At 63.1% G+C, this 19,142-nt stretch carries 18 protein-coding genes; 6 read left to right on the plus strand and 12 right to left on the minus strand.

Features of this window, described 5'->3' with window-relative positions; all coding sequences use genetic code 11:
• Positions 1–110: 110 nt before the first annotated feature.
• Positions 111–572 (plus strand): GNAT family N-acetyltransferase, encoded by a 462-nt coding sequence (locus OIT41_RS14545; protein WP_241710037.1) that lies wholly within the window; start codon positions 111–113, stop codon positions 570–572.
• A gap of 48 nt (positions 573–620) precedes the next feature.
• Here OIT41_RS14545 and OIT41_RS14550 read toward each other — a convergent pair whose 3' ends face one another.
• Complete coding sequence (locus tag OIT41_RS14550) at positions 621–1,091, minus strand: nuclease-related domain-containing protein (protein ID WP_308196832.1); 471 nt, start codon at positions 1,089–1,091, stop codon at positions 621–623.
• A gap of 262 nt (positions 1,092–1,353) precedes the next feature.
• Here OIT41_RS14550 and OIT41_RS14555 point away from each other — a divergent pair.
• Positions 1,354–2,501, plus strand: a protein-coding gene (locus OIT41_RS14555) for an IS3 family transposase (protein ID WP_264636669.1) whose coding sequence is annotated in 2 segments (ribosomal slippage) — positions 1,354–1,627 and positions 1,627–2,501 — 1,149 coding nt in all. Because the reading frame shifts where the segments join, the coding sequence is not laid out codon by codon here.
• 422 nt (positions 2,502–2,923) lie between these two features.
• Positions 2,924–4,168, plus strand: a complete 1,245-nt coding sequence (locus OIT41_RS20890) for a Fic family protein (protein ID WP_319801822.1) — start codon at positions 2,924–2,926, stop codon at positions 4,166–4,168.
• Positions 4,169–4,274: 106 nt separating this feature from the next.
• Here the strand turns inward: OIT41_RS20890 and OIT41_RS14565 are convergent, their stop codons facing one another.
• Together OIT41_RS14565 and ychF are read right to left on the minus strand one after the other, a co-directional pair.
• A complete protein-coding gene (locus OIT41_RS14565; protein ID WP_241710586.1) occupies positions 4,275–4,778 on the minus strand; it encodes a hypothetical protein in 504 nt (167 codons plus the stop codon).
• A gap of 1,575 nt (positions 4,779–6,353) precedes the next feature.
• On the minus strand, positions 6,354–7,439 hold the full coding sequence (gene ychF, locus OIT41_RS14570; protein ID WP_078108300.1) for a redox-regulated ATPase YchF: 1,086 nt from the start codon (positions 7,437–7,439) through the stop codon (positions 6,354–6,356).
• 123 nt (positions 7,440–7,562) lie between these two features.
• Between ychF and rmuC the strand changes: the two genes are divergently transcribed.
• Positions 7,563–8,795, plus strand: a complete 1,233-nt coding sequence (rmuC, locus tag OIT41_RS14575) for a DNA recombination protein RmuC (RefSeq protein WP_241710585.1) — start codon at positions 7,563–7,565, stop codon at positions 8,793–8,795.
• Positions 8,796–8,811: 16 nt separating this feature from the next.
• Here the strand turns inward: rmuC and OIT41_RS14580 are convergent, their stop codons facing one another.
• A complete protein-coding gene (locus OIT41_RS14580; RefSeq protein ID WP_241710584.1) occupies positions 8,812–9,897 on the minus strand; it encodes a 4-hydroxy-3-methylbut-2-enyl diphosphate reductase in 1,086 nt (361 codons plus the stop codon).
• Entirely contained in the window at positions 9,894–10,709 is an 816-nt protein-coding gene (locus OIT41_RS14585) for a hypothetical protein (RefSeq protein ID WP_264636670.1), read from the minus strand. The genes OIT41_RS14580 and OIT41_RS14585 overlap by 4 nt, the downstream gene beginning before the upstream one ends.
• Before the next feature lie 405 nt (positions 10,710–11,114).
• On the opposite strand from OIT41_RS14585, the gene xseA reads away from it, so the two are divergent.
• On the plus strand, positions 11,115–12,398 hold the full coding sequence (gene xseA, locus OIT41_RS14590; protein WP_241710587.1) for an exodeoxyribonuclease VII large subunit: 1,284 nt from the start codon (positions 11,115–11,117) through the stop codon (positions 12,396–12,398).
• A gap of 3 nt (positions 12,399–12,401) precedes the next feature.
• On the plus strand, positions 12,402–12,662 hold the full coding sequence (locus tag OIT41_RS14595) for an exodeoxyribonuclease VII small subunit (protein WP_241710582.1): 261 nt from the start codon (positions 12,402–12,404) through the stop codon (positions 12,660–12,662).
• Here the strand turns inward: OIT41_RS14595 and OIT41_RS14600 are convergent.
• The 7 genes from OIT41_RS14600 to OIT41_RS14630 all read right to left on the minus strand — a co-directional run bounded on the left by OIT41_RS14600 (position 12,659) and on the right by OIT41_RS14630 (position 19,089).
• Positions 12,659–13,513: a PPK2 family polyphosphate kinase gene (locus tag OIT41_RS14600; RefSeq protein ID WP_241710581.1), complete on the minus strand. Its 855-nt coding sequence runs from the start codon at positions 13,511–13,513 to the stop codon at positions 12,659–12,661. The genes OIT41_RS14595 and OIT41_RS14600 overlap by 4 nt on opposite strands.
• Before the next feature lie 50 nt (positions 13,514–13,563).
• A complete protein-coding gene (locus tag OIT41_RS14605) occupies positions 13,564–14,784 on the minus strand; it encodes a pyridoxal phosphate-dependent aminotransferase (protein WP_078108262.1) in 1,221 nt (406 codons plus the stop codon).
• Between the two features lie 229 nt (positions 14,785–15,013).
• Positions 15,014–15,958, minus strand: a complete 945-nt coding sequence (locus OIT41_RS14610) for an ABC transporter substrate-binding protein (RefSeq protein ID WP_241710580.1) — start codon at positions 15,956–15,958, stop codon at positions 15,014–15,016.
• Positions 15,955–16,701: an ABC transporter permease gene (locus OIT41_RS14615; RefSeq protein WP_241710579.1), complete on the minus strand. Its 747-nt coding sequence runs from the start codon at positions 16,699–16,701 to the stop codon at positions 15,955–15,957. The genes OIT41_RS14610 and OIT41_RS14615 overlap by 4 nt, the downstream gene beginning before the upstream one ends.
• Positions 16,698–17,408 carry an ABC transporter permease gene (locus tag OIT41_RS14620; protein WP_241710578.1) on the minus strand — a complete coding sequence of 237 codons (711 nt, stop codon included), beginning with the start codon at positions 17,406–17,408 and terminating at the stop codon, positions 16,698–16,700. The genes OIT41_RS14615 and OIT41_RS14620 overlap by 4 nt, the downstream gene beginning before the upstream one ends.
• A complete protein-coding gene (locus OIT41_RS14625; RefSeq protein ID WP_274619756.1) occupies positions 17,408–18,493 on the minus strand; it encodes an ABC transporter ATP-binding protein in 1,086 nt (361 codons plus the stop codon). The genes OIT41_RS14620 and OIT41_RS14625 overlap by 1 nt, the downstream gene beginning before the upstream one ends.
• Positions 18,494–18,630: 137 nt before the next feature.
• Positions 18,631–19,089, minus strand: a complete 459-nt coding sequence (locus OIT41_RS14630) for an NUDIX hydrolase (RefSeq protein WP_264636671.1) — start codon at positions 19,087–19,089, stop codon at positions 18,631–18,633.
• Between the last annotated feature and the right edge of the window lie 53 nt (positions 19,090–19,142).

Genomic DNA, 19,142 nt, shown 5'->3' on the forward strand with positions numbered 1-19,142 from the left:
ACAGGCCCGACCAGATCCGGCTCTCGTCCAGTCGATGTGATATGTCCGGCAAGGGATCGGCTAGCGGGCAAGACCGAAGGAGGACTCCCCGCGCCCAGTACGCTGTGCCCATGCAGATTCGTGAATCGACCCTGGACGACCTCGCACAAGTGCATGCGGTCTGTGATGCCAGCGCCCGAGCACGCTGGACCAGTGAGATGATCGCTCCCAGGAGCGACCGAGTCGTGTTGGTGGCTGTCACGCAAGGCGAGGTCGTCGGCGTAGCTAAGACGCATCTCCACCCGCATCCCGATGGCGGCGCACCAGCGGGCCACTATCTCGGGGGCGTCGTAGTCGCGCCGGGGTTCCGCCGGCGAGGAGTCGGTTCTGCCCTCACCCGTACGAGATTGGAATGGATCTGGTCTCGGGCCTCGACCGCTTACTATTTCACGAACGAACACAACACGGCATCCATCCGAATGCATGAGACTCTCGGCTTCGGCTTCCGGCCGGTCGTCCGATCCTCAATGATTCGCGGAGTGACCGCGGACGACGGTCGGTCCGAGCTCATTCTCTTCGAGGCGTCCCGGTAAGCGATCCCTTAGGTGCTTCCGAACAGCTTCGAACATAGTGACCTGACGTCACGCCGGCTTGAACCGCGAGGCTACCGACTCACGCGTCCTCGCCACATCAACGTCGCCGGCTGTCTGCTCCATAAGCACTTTGGCCAACCGTTTCGGCCAAAGCACGTGAACGCCACGAGTCGGGAACGCGCCCCCGATCAGGGGCCAGTCTGCTTCGATGAAGCACATCGCCCCGGTGACCGGAACATCCCCGACGAGGTCGCGCACGACGTCGACCTGTTTGAGCACCCCATCGACCAGTTTCGTGCAATCACGGCGGCCAACGAGGAGCTTCTCGACGCGTGGGCGAAGGATGCCGCCCTCGATCTTCAGCTCAGGCCGTCCCTTGTACCGCTTGGCATCAATCACCCAGATTTCACCGGGAGTGATGGCGATGTGGTCGATGTTGGCCTTCGAGCCCAGGATGCGCCGGTCGTGGAGGACAGCCAGGCCATCGGTGAAAGCACCCGCAACTGACCTGTAGCGCAGTCCCGGTCAAGGATCCCTTAGCGGGATACGTGGGTCACAATGCCGCCGACAAGTGGGCTCAGAGGACGCTAAGAACAGTTGCAGACGGTCTACCACACAGTCAGTGTTTGGCGGGCTGCGTAGGGTGATGGCCGCCCCTCCTCCTAGGCGCGACAGCGGCTACATCAGTGAGGGTTTGATCCTGGTTGGGTCCCCGGGTAGGAGTCCAGTGTTTGTGTGAGTTTCGTGTCCGAGAATGGACGCAGGAGGAATTTCACGAATCATGGCACGCAGACACACCCCCGAGCAGGTCATCGCGAAGGTCCGGCAGGGCCAGAAGATGCTCAATGACGGACGCCCGATGGTCGAGGTCATCAAGGAGCTCCAGGTCACCGAGGCGACCTGGTACCGGTGGCTGAAGGAGTACGGTTCCGAGAAGAACGCCGAGGCCTCCAGGCGGACCAGAGAGCTGGAGAAGGAGAACGCCCGGCTCAAGCGGTTGCTGGCGGAGAAGGAACTGGCCATCGACATTCTCAATGAGGTGGCGAAGGGAAAATTCTGAGCCCCGAACCGCGCCGCCGTGCCGTGCGCATGGCGGTGGAGAAGTTCGGGGCGTCCGAACGCTTCGCCTGCGCGCTTCTGGGCCAGAACCGGTCCGCGTTCCGCAAGAAGAAACCCGACATGGGATTCGAGGAGGCGCAGCTGCGTGCGGACCTGAGGGCCGTGGCCGTGAAGCATCCCGCGTGGGGCTGGCGGAAGGCCCGCTGGCATCTGCTGGCCCAGCCGGCATGGGCTGGTGTGGCACTGAACAAGAAGCGGGTGCGCCGGCTCTGGCGTGACGAAGGGCTCACGTGCAAACCCAGGGCGAGGAAGAAGAGGCGCACCGGCCCCGGCGCCGGGGAACAGAAGCGTCTCACGGCCCAGTACCCGATGCACGTGGTCAGCTTCGATTTCCAGTCCGACGTGACCTCCTGCGGCCGACACATCCGGTTCTTCAATGTCATCGACGAATACACGCGCACGGCGCTGGCAGTCATTCCGCGCCGGTCCTTCAAGGCCGCCGACGTCATCGCGGTGCTGGAGGACATCATCGCCGAAACCGGCACCGCCCCGACGTACGTCCGCTGCGACAGCGGGCCGGAATTCACCGCCGCAGCGCTGGTCGGCTGGTGCAACACCGCCGGGGTCGATACCGCGTTCATCGACCCCGGATCACCGTGGCAGAACGGCTTTATCGAGTCGTTCAACGCCCAGTTCAGAAGGGAACAACTCACCGGAGAAATCATGGACACCATGGCCGAGGCAAGGTATTTGGCCGAGGAATGGAAAGCTATCTACAATCATGAACGGCCCCACGGATCCCTGGATGGCATGACGCCGAATCGGTACTGGGAGAACTGGACGCAAGAAAACCAATTAGCTATCGCATAGACGCTGGACTGCTAACGGGGACCCAACCAATCCCCCTAGGTCCGGTTCTCGTCATCACGGGTGGCCATAGAACGGCCCCTCTCTGCACGTTGCGTTCATCATCTCAGAGCGCTCCGAAGTCGCCACGGACTTGACGATGACTCGCATTCGCTGTCGCCGGCCACGACGTCAGGGGCCTCCCGTTGTCCCGGTGCCGCGAACTCTCGGAGGAACTCGCCGGGACCTGGGTTCCCCCGTTGAATCTCTCCCGTCACCGCAGACAGTGATCCCGCGGAGCAATGCTTCTGCGTATGGAGGCGACCAGAGGCCGAGGTGGTGGCGTGGCCCTCAATCAATATCTAAATGAGAGAATCCGTAGCGGATTCTTACGCTTAGGAGTATAAATGTAAGAATCCACGAGAGATTCTTACAGTTAGGCGATCATGGATCAGCCTGAGCACGGCGACGGCACCTACGGGCACGTCACCCTGGGCCGTGCATTGACCTGGCGGGCGGGCGAGTATGAAACCTACGAGTGGACCGGGACCCAGGACGCCTTCCACACCAGCAACTATCTGTCCGGGATGGCCGGGCAGCCATACGAGGCGTTCATCCCTTCGACTATCGCAAAATCGGCCTACCTCCCCTCTCCCGGGGTCGCAGCCCTGGCCGAGGAAGCCACCCAGGAGATCAGCCGGTTCGACGAACGTTACGGCAAGCACCTGCGCCCGTTCGTGTCCCTGATGCTGCGCAGTGAATCAGTCGCCTCCTCCCAGATCGAAAACCTGACCGCCAGCGCCCGCAGCCTGGGAGAGGCCGAGCTCGGTGTGGCAGACAAGGCCAACGCCACCTTGGTCGTCCGCAACGTCCGGGCAATGGAGACAGCGCTGGCCGCCGCCGACCACCTGACGCCCGAGAGCGTCCTGGACATGCACCGGGCCCTGATGGACGGCACGTCCGACGCCGACGTCGCCGGACACTGGCGCGAGCAACAGGTCTGGATCGGCACCAGCCAATACAGTCCAATCGGCGCCGAATTCGTCCCGCCGCATCACATCCGCGTCCCGGCGCTCATGACGGACGTCATGGACTATGCCCGGCGCCAGGACCTCCCGGCGATCGTCCAGGCCGCCATCGCGCACGCCCAGTTCGAGACCATCCACCCGTTCACCGACGGCAACGGCCGCACCGGACGGGCCTTGCTGCACGCCATGCTCAAGCACCGAGGCGTGGCCTCGCACGTCACTGTCCCCGTCTCCGCCGGGCTGCTCGCCAACGTCGGCGGCTATCACGCTGCTCTCAGTGCCTTCCGGGCCGGGGACCCGGAGTTGATCATCACCGTGACTTCGGAGGCCGCGTTCCGGGCCATTGAGAACGGCACGACCCTTGCCAACGACGTCGTCGCCATCACCGAGGGCTGGGCCGACAGGATCACAGCGCGCCGCGACTCGGCTGTGTGGCCGGTCCTGGATCTTCTTGCCAGCCAGCCAGTCGTCAACGCAGCGGTTCTGGAGTCCAAGCTCGGCCTCGACTACATGCGCCAGAAGCGCGCCCTGGACGCCCTGGAGGAAGCCGGGATCGTCGTCGGCGTCGGTAAATACAAAAGAGGCCGGTTCTGGCGGGCGCCTGACATGCTGGCAGCTCTGGACGCATTCGCGGAACGTGCCGGGCGGCGCGGCCGTAGCTGAGCGAATCGAAGGGGCGGTCCTTTGCCCGGATACGGAGTTATTGGGGGTTATTGGCATTTTCCTACTATTTCCGCGGCCAAGAAGACTGGACTGGCCGCACCTTCGCCTAGGCATCGTGTCGTTCTCCCTCGCGAAACTTCTCGAGTTGGTGGTTAAGTGCCCGAATCCTGCGGGCTCTCCGCCGAATGCCGACCTCACCGGTCACCGCCATGACCGCATACAAAACCGCACTTATCCAGTAAAACCAAGCACCGCTTGGGTCAATCACCGAGTCATAAACATTCAGTGCGATGCAACCAGCCATCAAGACCGGCAGCACCCAGCGGCCCACTGCCAGACCCCGGCGCCTTCGTTCAAGGGCAGGACCCCAATCTGCGAACAGACTGGCCGCGGGAAGTGTCCCAGTGCGCAGCGCCAGCTCTATTGTCGCGCTCTGCTCGTCGCTAAGATTGTCGGGGTTCTTGACGGTATCCGGCGTGAACAACGGAAAAAAGAAAAGGAACACCGTTATCGTCACGGCATAGATCGCTCCGCTCGGCCATACCTGACCCCGGAATGTTGTCTCGGGATTCAAGACCGCTCCAACGGCGACGAAAAGCTGGGACGCCATCAGTCCCTGAAGGGCCGTGGCTCCCCAGAAAGACGGTCGGGCAATCGTCCGTCTCCACGTCTTATTCATCAGATCCAGGCCCCCAAAGGTCATCGACCATGCCACCGTTCTTGGAAGAGGACTCTACGCCGCCCGGCCGGGCGACAACAGCGACTTGGTGGCAGGTCCAACCAAGATCTGCCCTTTTCCGTGCAAGCCGGTCGCTCGTCGTCGAAGGTCAGCCGCACCCATACCGGGACCGCCTGGTGCGCGCGCACGGCACGGGCCCAGTCGATCCCCGTATCGGGGACCACGACCGGATCCGGTTCGGGTTCGCCGCTCTGATTCAGTCCGCTCACGGCTGGATCATGGCACCAGGGACTGACAGTGTCTTGCATTAGTCGTCGGTATCGTCTTCTACATCGTTACCAGGCGCCCACGCGTCAAGCTCGACGACGGCAACCACACTTTCCCATTGGCAGCGTAATCGGAGCCACAGTTGTCCGGCTGAACTCGGCAGCGATCCACGTTCGGATCGTCACGGACGGGTTTCGACGGTAGGCCTCCGTTGCGAACGGACTGGGTCTCGGGACTGCCCCGGATTTCGTTGACTCAAGGAGTCAAGCAAACCCGGGGCGGTCCCAGACCAGGTCCCTAGCCCTGATAAAACTGGGTCGGCACTTGCGTCGACAGGGCGTTGGCGGCGGGTGACATTGCAGGGAAGGCCGTGCCGGCACGGACAGGTCGGTTCGGACCACGAGAAGTGCGAAGGCGTTGGCATCGGATTCGGGGCCTCTGCGGGAAGCAGCGGAGCCTCGGCCGCAGGGTTCGCCGGGGTTCAACCACCGTAGCTACACCCAGTTATGGGGAGTCATCGGGGTCTTTCCTGCAAGCGGCTAATACCGCAAAAACTTTCATCGCACGCAGCTGAATCTGCCCCGTCACCGCGCTTTTTTCACGCCCGACCCATCCTCGTCGTAAACCTGCGTATGACCTCGGAAACTCGGTTCTTCTCCCACATGAGCGAGTTCAGTGGGATCCCCTGCTGGTGGATGGGTTGGTCCAGCGGCAAGGAAGGATTGTCCTGCCTCCAGGAACCCAGAATCTCAACGACGTCATGGCCAAGTGCTGAGGCGTTTTCCAACCTGATGAGGTCTTTAAGTGTGATCCATGCCGCCGACGCGCAAAATTCCGGTGTGTATCCCGGTGATGCCAAGCGCTCCTGGGTCCGGTGTTGGACCGGCAAGCTCCATGGCAGCCCTGTTTCGCCAGTCAGTACTAACGGTATGAACACAAATTACAACCGAAATCGACAGATCTACTACCGGCCAGGCTCTTCGCCGCGTCGTGTCATGAGACCAGAAGATCCAGTCCTCCGGGCAAAAACCGCTTCTGAACTGGGAAAACAAAGGAGCCAGGCGTTCTAAACGCCTGGCTCCTTCATTCTTCAATATGGTGGAGGCACCGGGACTCGAACCCCCGAACCCACTGCTTGCAAAGCAATAGCGAAGGGCCGCCCGCGGGAAGGCGGGGCTGGACAGATTTTCTGACATCCAGCGTGACTAAACTGACCCACGTTAAACGAGCCCGCCAAGGTTAGACGTTGAAGCGGAACTCCACCACGTCGCCGTCGGCCATGACGTATTCCTTGCCTTCGATACGCACCTTGCCGCGGGACTTGGCCTCGGCCATCGACCCGGCGTCGATAAGGTCGTCGTAGGAGACAACTTCGGCCTTGATGAATCCGCGCTGGAAATCCGTGTGGATGACTCCGGCGGCCTGCGGCGCGGTGTCGCCCCGGTGGATGGTCCAGGCGCGGGCTTCCTTGGGACCGGCGGTGAGGTAGGTCTGCAGTCCGAGCGTGTGGAAACCGACGCGTGCCAACTGGTCCAGGCCGGATTCGTCCTGGCCATTCATCTCAAGCATCTCGCGGGCTTCTTCCTCGTCGAGTTCGACGAGATCGGATTCCAGCTTGGCGTCGAGGAAGATGCAGTCCGCCGGCGCCACCATGGCGCGCAGTTCCTCTTGCTTCTCCGGGTTGCCGAGGATTCCTTCGTCCGAGTTGAAGACGTAGATGAAGGGCTTGGCCGTGAGGAGGCTGAGCTCCTTGAGGTGCTCCATCTCGAGCTTGTCGCTCTTGATGGAGGAGAAGATCGTGTCGCCCCGTTCCAACACGGACTGGGCTGCCAGGATCGCAGCGAGTTCGGCAGCTTCCCGCTTCTTGATCTTGACTTCTTTTTCGATCCGGGGAATGGCCTTTTCAATCGTTTGGAGATCGGCCAGGATCAGTTCGGTGTTGATCGTCTCAATGTCAGAGCGGGGATCGACCTTGCCATCGACGTGGACAACGTCGGGGTCGTCGAAGACGCGGATGACCTGGGCGATGGCTTCTGCTTCGCGGATGTTCGCCAGGAACTTGTTGCCCAGGCCTTCGCCTTCGGAGGCGCCCTTGACGATTCCGGCGATGTCAACGAACGAGACGACGGCGGGCAGGAGGCGCTGCGATCCGAAGACCTCCGCCAACTTCTGCAGGCGCGGATCCGGGAGGTTGACGACGCCGACGTTTGGCTCGATGGTGGCGAACGGGTAGTTCGCGGCCAGCACCTGGTTGCGGGTCAGTGCGTTGAAAAGAGTTGATTTGCCGACGTTGGGCAGTCCGACGATGCCAATAGTAAGAGCCACGAGCATTGATTCTACCCGTTGAGTGCCCCTGTCCGCTTTGCGGGGAAGAACCCGGGAGCCCACGCCCCGGTGCCGTGACCCGGCTTCGCTAAATTGTCCTACCCCTATGCCAAGGTTGGAAGCATGGATGGTTTCGCAGTAATTCTCGCTTTGTTCATGCTTCTTCTCGGAGGGGCCGCCGGTGTGGTGGCCGGCTTCGTCCTGTTCCGGCGCCGGAATGCGGCGCTCGAAGAAGATTTCGACGGCGTCTCGGCCCGGCTTGCCTCGGTGAACGCCCAGTTTGCCGCGGCCGACGCCGAACGGCGCCTTCTGCTGTCGCAGAACCGTGAACTGAGCGAGTCCAGGAACCAGGATGGCAGTGTATTGCGTGCCCTCGCCCCGGTCGCAGAGAAGCTGACAGCCGTCCAGCAACAGGTCTCCCTTCTGGAACGGGATCGTTTGGAGCAGTACGGCCAGCTTGCCCAGCAACTCCAGGAAGCCCGGCTGTCCGATGAACAACTGCTGCGCTCAACGCACGCCCTTGCCTCCGCCCTCCGGTCCAACAGTGCGAGGGGCCAGTGGGGTGAAGTCCAGCTGCGCCGGGTGGTGGAAGCCGCCGGCATGCTGCGCCACGTCGATTTCCACGAGCAGGTGCACTCCGCTTCCGCCGACAATGCCATCCGGCCGGATCTTGTGGTCCAGTTGCCGGGTGGAAAGCAGTTGGTAGTGGATGCAAAGGTTCCGCTGGCGTCCTACCTCGCTGCCCAAGAACAAGGCAGCACAGGACATGGCGACACCAAGCACTCCGCGGAGAACGGCATCCTGTCGACGGGCAATAGCACTGATGCCCTGCTGACCGCGCATGCGAAGGCGCTCAAGTCCCACGTGGATGCCTTGGGATCGAAGAAGTACTGGGACATCCCCGGCAACTCACCCGAGCTGGTGATCTGCTTCCTGCCCGCGGAATCCATCCTGGCCGCGGCCCTCGAAGCGGACCCGGCACTGTTGGATCACGCATTGTCCAGGAATGTGGTGCTCGCGTCCCCCGGCACCTTGTTGGCAGTTCTCAAGTCCGTTGCCTTCACGTGGCGCCAGGACGTCTTGACGGACAACGCCCGGGAACTCTTCGAGCTCGCCCGGCAACTGTACGAACGGATGGGCACTCTCGGTGACAACGTGGGCAAATTGGGTTCGTCGTTGAAGACCTCGGTGGATCGCTACAACGCACTCGTCGGAACGCTCGAAGCACGCGTTTTGCCGACGGCACGGAAACTCAATTCCATGGACACCGACGGCCTGGTGTCACCGCCGGCGGTGGAAGCAGTACCGCGGACCCTCGCCGCACCCGAGTTGATCGAAGGAGAATCCGCGGCCTGAGGGCCTTCGGCCCCGACTACGAGTTCGGCCGGTTCCCGCGTCCGCCCAGGGCGCGTGTGACGTCTCCGGCCTCTTTGAGGGTGGCGCGCAGTTCCTTCGGCAGGGAGAACAGCAGGTCTTCCTCCGCCGTCACCACCTCTTCGACCGCACCGTAGCCGTAATCGGCCAGCAATCGGAGAACGTCCTGGACCAGGACCTCGGGAACGGAAGCACCGGAAGTTACGCCCACGGTGGCGACGCCTTCGAACCAGCTCTCGTCCACCTCGTTCGCGAAATCGACCCGGTAGGAGGCTTTGGCGCCATACTCAAGCGCCACTTCGACGAGCCGCACGGAGTTGGAAGAGTTCGCAGATCCCACAACGATGACGAGGTCAGCTTGCGGGGCAATCTTCTTGATGGCCACTTGACGGTTGGTGGTGGCATAGCAAATGTCGTCGCTGGGCGGATCCTGCAACGTGGGGAACCGCTCCTTGAGCATCCGGACGGTTTCCATCGTCTCGTCGACGCTCAGGGTGGTTTGCGAAAGCCAGATGGTCTTCTCCGGATTGCGCACGGTGACCTTGTCCACTTCGTGCGGACCGTTGATGATCTGGATGTGGTCCGGGGCTTCGCCCGCCGTTCCTTCCACTTCCTCGTGACCGTCGTGGCCGATGAGGAGAATGTCGTAGTCTTCCTTGGCGAAGCGGACGGCTTCGCGGTGCACCTTCGTGACAAGCGGGCAGGTGGCATCGATGGTGCGCAGGCCGCGGTCTTCGGCAGACTGCACGACAGCCGGGGACACGCCATGGGCGGAGAAGATCACCAGGGCGCCTTCGGGTACCTCGTCCGTCTCCTCGACGAAGATGGCACCCTTCTCCTCCAGCGACGTGACCACGTGCACGTTATGCACGATCTGCTTACGCACATAGACCGGCGGACCGTAGTGTTCCAGCGCCTTCTCCACTGCGATGACTGCGCGGTCGACACCGGCGCAATATCCGCGGGGTGCCGCGAGCAGGACTCGTTTGGGGCCGGAAACCGGAGCGGCGGCCAGCACCTCTTCCGGCGTCCGACGCCTACGCGGGACAGAGGGCATCGGAATGGAAACTGCTGAGCTGGTCATCCCTCCATGCTACCGGCAGCATTCGCCCGCACGCTCGGCCTCGTCTTGCGGGAGAAGAAGATCACGACGAGCAGGCCGAGAAGCACAAACACTCCCGCGGCAATCCATGCGTTGGTGATCCAGCCGGTGAAATTGTCGACCGACGCCGCCACCAACTCCCGCGCGAAAAGCCCACCCGTGGCGGTTCCACCCAGGCCTGCATCGCCTGCGCCCTTCAGTACGGTCGTCGCCACTTGCCACAACGCCGCGACGGCGGCCAAGCCCAGTCCGGCGAACAGGAGAACCACGCCCCTGCGCTTAGCGGCCAGCAGCCCCAGGGCAAACAGCAGGACGGCGCCGAGGCCGGGGATCCACCACATCGGGGCGTACGCCGCGATGGCGTCCACCTGTTGGCGCTGGGCGGGTCCCCCGATGTTGATCACGGTGGAGTCCGGCGTCGAAATCGGGAGGCCGGTTGCCGCGTGCAGCCGGTCCGCGGCGATCTTGACCAGGGGCCCGACGTCGAGCACCAGGGATGTCCCCGAGGTCGAGTTCCCGGGGCCTCCGTTGCCCGTGAAATTCAGTTGGTGGCTCCGGCGTACGGTTTCATTCCACGCTTGCGGGTATTCGGGCCATGTGGTCATTGCCGTGGCCGCGTCCTTGAGGAATGAAGCACCAAGTTGTTCCACGGGCGCCGGTAGATTGACTTTTGATTCAAGGCTTGCGACGGCGGTGGCAGCCAGGCGGGCCTGGAACGACTGGTCCTTCCCGATCGGCGCGGTGAGCGCCACAAACCCGTCTTCCCGGACGATATTGACGTCCGTCCATGCCATAGGGACGGCGATTCCTGTGAGCAAAAGGGCAAAGATCACTGCGATTGCAGAGACGAACGTACGCAATGGATTCCTCAAGATTGGAGTGCAGCAGTTCCAGGCGGAGCGACGACGGGTAAATGTCGGTCATGCATGCTACAAGGTATGGATAGAGTTGGAAGCCTGCCGCCGGCTTTCCGGTAGCGATTTTCAGTAGCACTGGTAGCAGCAGTGCTTCCGGCACCCCTTAGCAAAGTACCAGCGAGGACGGAACCATGCACAAGCCACCCGCAGGAGGCTACCCGCGTGTCCCATGATGCCCTACCCGGCGGCGCGCCGCGGGCGTTGCCGATTTCGGGCCTCCCCGACGCCGGAGCCCGGGAAGAGACGTCCTCCGGGGAAGAATCCACGAAGGCAGAGTCAACCCTGCCCGCGACGGCGTCGGAGACAAGTCCCGACAATCCTTGGCCGCTGCAGCTGCTGTCCCGCAAGCTCAAGACTCACATAGAACGCGCCCCGGCAGCCTGGATCGAAGGCCAGGTCATCGAACTCAACCGGCGCGGAAGCAGCGCTTTCGTGACGCTGCGGGACACCGACGCCGAAATCTCCTTGCCGGCGTCCCTGTGGTCCAATGTCCTGGACCGCCAGAAGATGCCGCTTGAGCGTGGCTCACGCGTCGTGGCCCTGGTGAAACCCGAATTCTGGCTCAAGACCGGTCGGCTCAACATGTCCATCAAGGACATCCGTCCCGTCGGCCTCGGCGATCTCCTCGCGAGGATCGAGCGCTTGCGCCAAGCCCTTGGCGCCGAAGGGCTGTTTTCGGACACGAGGAAGAAGCGGCTGCCCCTCCTCCCCCACCGGATCGGGCTTATCACGGGCCGCGATTCGGACGCCAAGAAGGACGTTCTGCGCAACGCTGCCCTTCGCTGGCCCGCCGTCGAATTCGCCGTCCGGGAGGTTGCAGTCCAGGGCGTCACCGCAGTCAACCAGATCCTGGCTGCGCTCAAGGAACTCGACGCCGACCCGCACGTGGATGTGATCGTGATCGCCCGGGGCGGCGGAGCCCTGGAAGACCTGCTTCCGTTCAGCAACGAGGAACTGGTCCGGGCAGTCTCCGCGGCGACCACCCCGGTGGTCAGCGCTATCGGCCACGAAGCAGACCACCCCATCCTGGACGATGTCGCCGACCTTCGCGCTTCCACGCCCACCGATGCCGCGAAGAGGATCGTCCCTGACGTCGTCGAGGAATTGGCGACGGTACGTCAGGCCCGCGAGCAGCTACGCCGCGGCGTCGGCCGCTTGGTGGACCGCGAAACGGATCGACTCCACGCGTTGAGATCGCGACCTGTACTGGCGTCACCCGAGGGAATGGTCACGGCACGGGAAGAGGACATCGAGCGCCTCCGGAAACATGCACACACCGCGGTGAGCTCCGCGGTTGTCCGCGCCCTTGACCAAGTGCATCACCTCCGCGCCCAGGTACGGGCGTTGTCCCCCCAAAAAACGCTCGACCGCGGGTACGCCGTCGTCCAGGTTGCCGGGGCGGACGGGGTGGGCCACGACGTCGTCCGGAGCCCGGACCAAGCCCCTGAAGGCACTGGACTGACCCTTCGGCTGGCGGAAGGCCGCCTTGCCGCCGTATCTTCCGGATCCTCCGAATCGTCCGGAACTGCCGCCCACCCGAGCAAGCACCAGCAAAACGAGGACTAAGAAATGACAGCAGAAAGCACATCCCCTGCAGCCAAGGCTACGGCTGAGAACCTGGACGCCCTCAGCTACGAGGAAGCCCGTGAGCAGCTCGTGGCCGTTGTCGGCCGCCTTGAAGCGGGTGGAGCGAGCCTTGAGGAATCACTCGCCCTCTGGGAACGCGGCGAAGCTCTTGCGAAGCGATGCGAGGAGTGGCTGGAGGGCGCCCGCAGGAGGCTGGCCGCGGCCCGGAGCAAGGGCGACGACGACAGCCCGACCGCCGGCTAGGAGCGGACGGCCAGGGCCCGTTCCGCCGACACGTCGAAGTCGGCAGCGGGCCACGCCAGGTCCAGCTTTTCGAGGGCCTCCAGGAGAAGTTCCTGGACAGCGATCCTCGCAAACCACTTCTTGTTCGCCGGAACCACATACCAAGGCGCCACTTCGGTTGAGGTTTTCTCGAAGACGAGTTGGTAGGCCTCCATGTAGGAATCCCAAAACGCGCGCTCCTTGAGGTCGCCGGTGCTGTACTTCCAGTGCTTGGACGGGTCGTCCAAGCGCGCAAGCAGGCGTTCCTTCTGTTCATCGCGGCTGATGTTGAGCATGACCTTGACGATCGCCGTGCCTTGTTCGGCGAGGCGTGCCTCGAACTCATTGATGGCAGCATAGCGCCGCTCCAGTTCGGCCTCGTTGGCCCAACCGTGCACCCGGTGAATCAGCACATCCTCATAGTGCGAGCGGTCAAAGACCCCGACGAATCCGGCGTCGGGAAGGGACCTCTCAACCCGCCAGAGGAAATCGTGGGCTTTCTCCTCGTCCGTTGGAGCCTTGAACGGAGCAACCTTGACTCCTTGGGGATCCATGGACCCGACGACGTGCTCGACAATCCCACCCTTGCCCGCAGTATCCATGGCCTGGAGGATCAGCAGCACGCGTTTGGACGATCCGAACTTTCCCTCCGCAAAGAGCATCTCCTGCAGTTCGTCCAAGCGTTCGTCCTGGGCGGCAAGCAACGCGACGCCGTCAGACTTCTTCCCTTTGTAGCCCGGCGTGGATTCCGGGTCCACACCGGACAGCAGGAAGCCCGGCCCGGCCTTCAGTTCCTTCGACGGACTGTGCTTGAAACGCACTGCAGCGGCCATGTGGGCTTCTCCTCTGGTCTGGCCGCAGTCGTCGCGGCCTGCACAACAGGCTAGTTCCCTTGGTACCGGCCGAGGAAGTCCGCCATGCGGCCGATCGCTTCTTCAATATCCTTGACGTTTGGCAGGGTCACCATGCGGAAGTGGTCCGGACGCACCCAATTGAAGGCCCGTCCGTGTGAGACGAGGATCTTCTGTTCCCTGAGCAGGTCGAGGACGAATTTCTCGTCGTCGCGGATGCGATAGACCTCGGGGTCCAACTTCGGGAACAGGTAGAGGGCTCCCCTGGCCTGTTGTGTGCTCACGCCGGGGATGGCATTGAGCAGGTCGTAGGCTTTGTTCCGCTGTTCAAGGAGCCTGCCGCCGGGCAGGATGAGATCGTTGATGCTTTGGTGGCCCCCGAGGGCGGTCTGGATGGCATGCTGTGCCGGCACGTTGGCGCACAAACGCATGTTGGCGAGCAGGTTGATGCCCTCGAGGTAGTCTGCGGCGTCCTTCTTGGGACCGGAGATGGCCATCCAGCCGGCACGGTAGCCGCACACCCGGTAGGCCTTGGACAGTCCGCTGAACGTCAGGCAGAGGACGTCGTCGCCGGTGAGCGCGGCAAGGTTCACATGGACGGCGTCTTCGTAGAGGATCTTCTCGTAGATCTCGTCGGCGAACACCACAAGGCCGTGCTTTTCGGCCAGTGCCACGATCTTCTTGAGGGTCTCCTCCGGGTACACGGCACCCGTGGGGTTGTTGGGGTTGATGACCACGATGCCCTTGGTTTGCGGCGTGATCTTGGATTCCATGTCCTCAAGGTCCGGCTGCCAGCCCGATTCTTCGTCACACAGATAGTGGACCGGACGGCCGCCGGCCAGTGCTACCGAGGCGGTCCAGAGCGGGTAGTCGGGAGTGGGGATGAGAATCTCGTCTCCCACTTCCAGCAACGCCATGAGCGACATGGTGATGAGCTCGCTGACGCCGTTGCCAAGGTAGATGTCGTCAACGTGGATGTTTTGGATGCCACGGGTCTGGTAGTACTGCGAAACGGCGGTACGGGCCGAGAAAATTCCGCGCGAATCGCTGTAACCCTGGGCATGGGGCAGATGGCGGATCATGTCCACCAAAATCGCGTCCGGCGCTTCAAATCCGAACGGTGCCGGGTTTCCGATATTCAGTTTGAGGATGCGGTGACCCTCTGCCTCCATCTGCTGGGCGGCCTGAAGAATCGGTCCACGGATGTCGTAAAGGACATTATGAAGCTTGGTGGACTGCTTGAATTCTGCCATTCATCAAATATGCCACACCGGGGATGTACTTCCGTTGAGACATCACTCACATTGACGACGACGGCGGCGAGGCCCCCACAAGGGTTCCTCGCCGCCGTCGTCCTTTGCACGGGCCTCCGCCGCCTGGGCCCACGCCACCGAGGGGCCCCAATCGAGCTTGCGAGTTTTGGGGAGGTGGCGGGGAGGGTTCCCTGGACGAGCGGAGCGAGGCGAGGGAGGCGGTGGGGACTTACTTCACGATCCCCTTGTCCTTGAGCCAAGCGGCTGCGGCATCCTTGGGATTCTGCTTCTGGTTGCCGCTCACGGCGCGGTTGAGGTTGATGAGGTCGTCCGTGGTCAGAATCTTGGACACGTTGTTGAGCGCTTGCTTCGCCTTGTCCGTCATCTTGGCCATGTTGTACAGCGGGAGGACCTGCTGGGCCTTGAAGTTGTTCTTGGGGTCATCCAGGACAACCAGCGCGTTGTCCTGGATGGACGGCGTGGTGGTGTAGATGTCGGCAACCTGGACGTCGTTGGAAAGCAGCGCCTGCAGTGTCAGGTTGCCGCCTCCGTCGCTGAACGGCTTCAGGCCCTTGAGCACGCAGTTGTAGTTGGCCTTGAGGCCCGGGAGTCCGTAGGCGCGGGTCTCAAAGGTTGCCGGTGCCGCAATCGTGAAGTCTCCACAGTTCTTGGCGAGGTCTTCGATGGACTTGAGCTGGTACTTTTCCGCCGTGGCCTTCGTGACAACCATGGCGTCCTTGTCTTCGGCCTTGGCGGGGTCGAGTACTCCCAGGCCCTGCGGAAGCTTCCCGGGAAGCGCCTTGTAGACGTCGTCGGCGGAGACCTGCGAGGCGTTGGTGTCCAGGTAGGACAGGAGGTTGCCGGAATAGTCGGGGGCGAGGTCGATCGAACCGTCCTGGACCGCCTTGAAGTAGATTTCGCGGGATCCGATATTGGGCTTCGTCGTAGCGGTGACGCCGGCGGCGTTCAGTGCTCCGGCGTAGATTTCGGCGATGACCTGGCTCTCGGGGAAATCTGCCGAGCCCACGACGAGCGAGCCACCGGCCCCGGAGGGGGCGTTGGTGGACGGGCTGGACAGCGGGCTGCCGCCACATGCGCTCAATGCAAGCGCAATGCCGACGCCGGCCGCCAGGCCGCCGAGCCCGCGGCGGGTCAGGGTGACGGGTTGCTTCATGCGGTACCTCCTTGAACGGCAGCCCCCGCTGGTGCGGTGGCTGCGAGATCTCCGGCGGCCTTGTGGCCGCCGTGGGAATCGATGGAAAGCCCGGGCGGGAGGAGCATCCTCTGCGCCAAGGCCAGAACGAGGTCGACGGCGATTGCCAACGCCGCGATGAGCAGTGACCCGCCGAGCATGCGGGGGAAGTCCTGAAGGACCAATCCGTCAAAAAGATAACGCCCCAGGCCGCCCAGCGGAAGATACGCCACCACGGAAACCGTTGCGATGACTTGGAGGACCGCAGTGCGGATGCCGCCGAACATGACTTGGAGTCCGTTGGGCAGCTCCACACGGAACAAGATCTGGAGTTCTGTCATGCCCATGGCCCGGGCACCGTCAACCACCGTCGGATCCACGCTGGAAATCCCCGCGTAGGTCCCGGCCAGGAGGGGCGGCACGGTCAGGATGACCAGGGCCCAGACGGGTGGCATGAGACCGCTCCCGGCCAACAAGGCGAAGAGTACAAGCAGGCCAAGGGTGGGAAGGGCCCGCAAAGCGCCGGCAAACGCCACGGCAACGACGCGCCCGTGCCCCGTGTGGCCGATGAAGAGACCCACCGGCACGGCGATGGCCGCGGCAATCACCAGCACCAGCCCCGAGTACTGCAGGTGCTCCACGAGCCTCGTGGCGATTCCGTCGCTTCCTGACCAGTGGGCCGGATCCGTGAGCCACGCGATGGTGTCAACGAAGATGTTGCTCATCGGCCTGCCTCCGCGTGGACCCGGGCATCAGCGATGAACTGCGCTGTTTTGCCATCCTGCTTGGCGGTGACCGCACCGACCCGCGTCCAGGGCGTCAGCAGCTTCTCCAGAAGGACCAGGACGGTGTCCATGACGAGGGCCAGCAGGAGGATCGCGATGATGCCCACCACCACCTCTGTGACGAACGCCCGCTGCAGCCCGTCAGTGAACAGCATTCCCAAGTTCCCGACGCCCAGGAGCGCGGCGACGCTCACGAGGGAGATATTGCTGACTGACACCACGCGAAGGCCCGCAAACAGCACCGGCAGGGAGAGCGGAAGGTCGATCTGCAGGAAGCGTGCGGTCGGCTTGAATCCCATGGACACAGCCGCCATGCGGAGGTCGTCGTCCACGGAATCGAAGGCGTCCATGGCAGCCCGCACCAGCAGGGCAACGGCATAGAGGGTGAGGGCGACCACCACATTGAGCGGATCCAGGATCCGGGTTCCCAGGATCGGCGGCAGGATGATGAAAAGCGCCAGGGAAGGAATGGTGTAAAGCAGCGAACTTCCCGTGGTGACCACGGCCCTGAGGGTACGGTTCCGACGGGCCAGCTGCCCCAGGGGCACCGCGATGAGCAGTCCCAAAACCATGGGAATCAAAGCCAGGATGAGGTGCTCGCCGGCCCGTTCGAAGACCATGCCGCTGTTCGCCAGGAACCATTCCATCAGGGGGCGTCCTCCCGGTTGTGCCGGGTCACTTCGATCAGGGCCAGCACTTCATCGGCTTTGAGGACGCCGACGAGCCTGCCGTCGTCGTCAACCACCACGCCAAGGCCGGAAGGCGAGGACAAGGCGGCATCCAGCGCCCGGCGGAGCGTATCCCCGCGCCGGAACAAAGAGCCTCCGGGAATCAGCCCGGCACCGTCGCGTGGCGAGGCCCACCCCAGGGGCCGGGAGTCGCCGTCGAGCACCAAGGCCCATTCTGTGCTCCCCGCGGCAACCTGCGGGACCTCCACCGTCTTGACCGGATGTACCGGAACAGCTTCGGCGCCGTTGAAGGCAAGGTGCCGGAATCCCCTGTCGCGGCCCACGAACGAGGCGACGAAGTCATTGGCAGGGGCCCGGAGGATCTCCTCCGGTGCCGCGTATTGCGCCAGTTTGCCTCCGACGGCGAAGACGGCCACTTTGTCACCGAGCACGGTGGCTTCGTCGATGTCGTGGGTCACGAAAACAATGGTCTTGGCCAGTTCGCGCTGCAGCCGCAGGAGTTCCTGCTGGAGTTCGTCGCGGACTACCGGGTCCACGGCGCTGAAAGGCTCATCCATGAGCAGCACGGGTGGGTCCGCCGCGAGCGCACGGGCTACCCCGACGCGCTGCTGTTGGCCGCCGGACAATTGGGACGGGTACCGCTTGCCGAGCACCGAAGCCAGCCCGACGACGTCGAGCAGCTCTTCCGCGCGTTTGCGGGCTGCCGCCCTGGAAACGCCGTTGAGCCGTGGAACGGTGGCAATGTTGTCCAGGACCGAACGGTGCGGCATGAGTCCCGAAGACTGCATGACGTAGCCCATGGAGCGGCGCAACTGGGCGGCAGGTTCGTTCGAAACATCCTTGCCGTCCACGGTGATGGTGCCCGAGGTGGGATCCACCATGCGGTTGATCATCCGCAGGGACGTGGTCTTTCCGCAGCCCGAGGGCCCGACGAAAACGGTGATGGCACCTTTGTCGATGGACATGCTCAATCCATCAACGGCGGGTTGCCCACCCTGATACTGCTTGGTGACGCTCTGGAACTCAATCATGGCTTCAGCCATTCCGGGGCTTACCTAACTTTTCGGGCCGCAAATATCAACGATGGAAGTCAATCAACAGTGAACTGATGTTCTACAGCCTAACCAGCGCCACCGACGATGTCAGCGCAGGCGCGAAGACCGTAATGAATCGGCAATGCTCAGGGCGACTGCAGTTTTCCGTTGAGTGGCCGCTCGCTGTGCAGGCGGAGGCCGATGTCCACCAGCGATACCCGGTTCAGTCCGGGAACCTTGCCCAGCGGCACCCATGCGGCGTGGGTGGTTCTGCCGTCTATTTCGTGTGTCAATTCTCCGCCCGTGATGCTCGCCTCGTAGACCAGCCGGATGGCCTGGAAATCACGGTCGGATCCGTCCAGCCGCTCTTCACCCGGCCAGTGGCCGACGTCGATTCCGAGCATCGGCCCGATATCGGCGTCGTACCCGGTTTCCTCTTGGATCTCGCGGCGACAGCCGTCCACGGGATGCTCCCCCAGGTCCAGGCCTCCTCCGGGAAGGGTCCACCCTTCCTTGCCGTCTTGCTTCCAATAGGCGAGGAGGATCGCTCCGTCGCGGATGACCACTCCGTACGCGGCCGGGCGGGTGTCGAACTGGATGCTCATGGAGCCAGCCTAGGCCTAAGCTGGAGGGAACACCGTTCAGCACAGGGAGTTGC

The organism is Arthrobacter sp. YA7-1 (assembly GCF_025960325.1).
GTDB classification, from domain to species: Bacteria; Actinomycetota; Actinomycetes; order Actinomycetales; family Micrococcaceae; genus Arthrobacter; species Arthrobacter bambusae_A.

What these genes read in the sequence shown, in the direction of transcription:
- OIT41_RS20890 (WP_319801822.1), top strand. Translation starts at nt 2,924, where the DNA reads ATGGATCAGCCTGAGCACGGCGACGGCACCTACGGGCACGTCACCCTG.
- OIT41_RS14600 (WP_241710581.1), bottom strand. Translation starts at nt 13,513, where the DNA reads ATGGCCGCTGCAGTGCGTTTCAAGCACAGTCCGTCGAAGGAACTGAAG.
- OIT41_RS14610 (WP_241710580.1), bottom strand. Translation starts at nt 15,958, where the DNA reads ATGAAGCAACCCGTCACCCTGACCCGCCGCGGGCTCGGCGGCCTGGCG.
- OIT41_RS14615 (WP_241710579.1), bottom strand. Translation starts at nt 16,701, where the DNA reads ATGAGCAACATCTTCGTTGACACCATCGCGTGGCTCACGGATCCGGCC.
- OIT41_RS14630 (WP_264636671.1), bottom strand. Translation starts at nt 19,089, where the DNA reads ATGAGCATCCAGTTCGACACCCGCCCGGCCGCGTACGGAGTGGTCATC.
- OIT41_RS14580 (WP_241710584.1), bottom strand. Translation starts at nt 9,897, where the DNA reads ATGACCAGCTCAGCAGTTTCCATTCCGATGCCCTCTGTCCCGCGTAGG.
- OIT41_RS14595 (WP_241710582.1), top strand. Translation starts at nt 12,402, where the DNA reads ATGACAGCAGAAAGCACATCCCCTGCAGCCAAGGCTACGGCTGAGAAC.
- OIT41_RS14625 (WP_274619756.1), bottom strand. Translation starts at nt 18,493, where the DNA reads ATGGCTGAAGCCATGATTGAGTTCCAGAGCGTCACCAAGCAGTATCAG.
- OIT41_RS14620 (WP_241710578.1), bottom strand. Translation starts at nt 17,408, where the DNA reads ATGGAATGGTTCCTGGCGAACAGCGGCATGGTCTTCGAACGGGCCGGC.
- OIT41_RS14545 (WP_241710037.1), top strand. Translation starts at nt 111, where the DNA reads ATGCAGATTCGTGAATCGACCCTGGACGACCTCGCACAAGTGCATGCG.
- rmuC (WP_241710585.1), top strand. Translation starts at nt 7,563, where the DNA reads ATGGATGGTTTCGCAGTAATTCTCGCTTTGTTCATGCTTCTTCTCGGA.
- OIT41_RS14605 (WP_078108262.1), bottom strand. Translation starts at nt 14,784, where the DNA reads ATGGCAGAATTCAAGCAGTCCACCAAGCTTCATAATGTCCTTTACGAC.
- OIT41_RS14565 (WP_241710586.1), bottom strand. Translation starts at nt 4,778, where the DNA reads ATGGCGTCCCAGCTTTTCGTCGCCGTTGGAGCGGTCTTGAATCCCGAG.
- OIT41_RS14585 (WP_264636670.1), bottom strand. Translation starts at nt 10,709, where the DNA reads ATGGCATGGACGGACGTCAATATCGTCCGGGAAGACGGGTTTGTGGCG.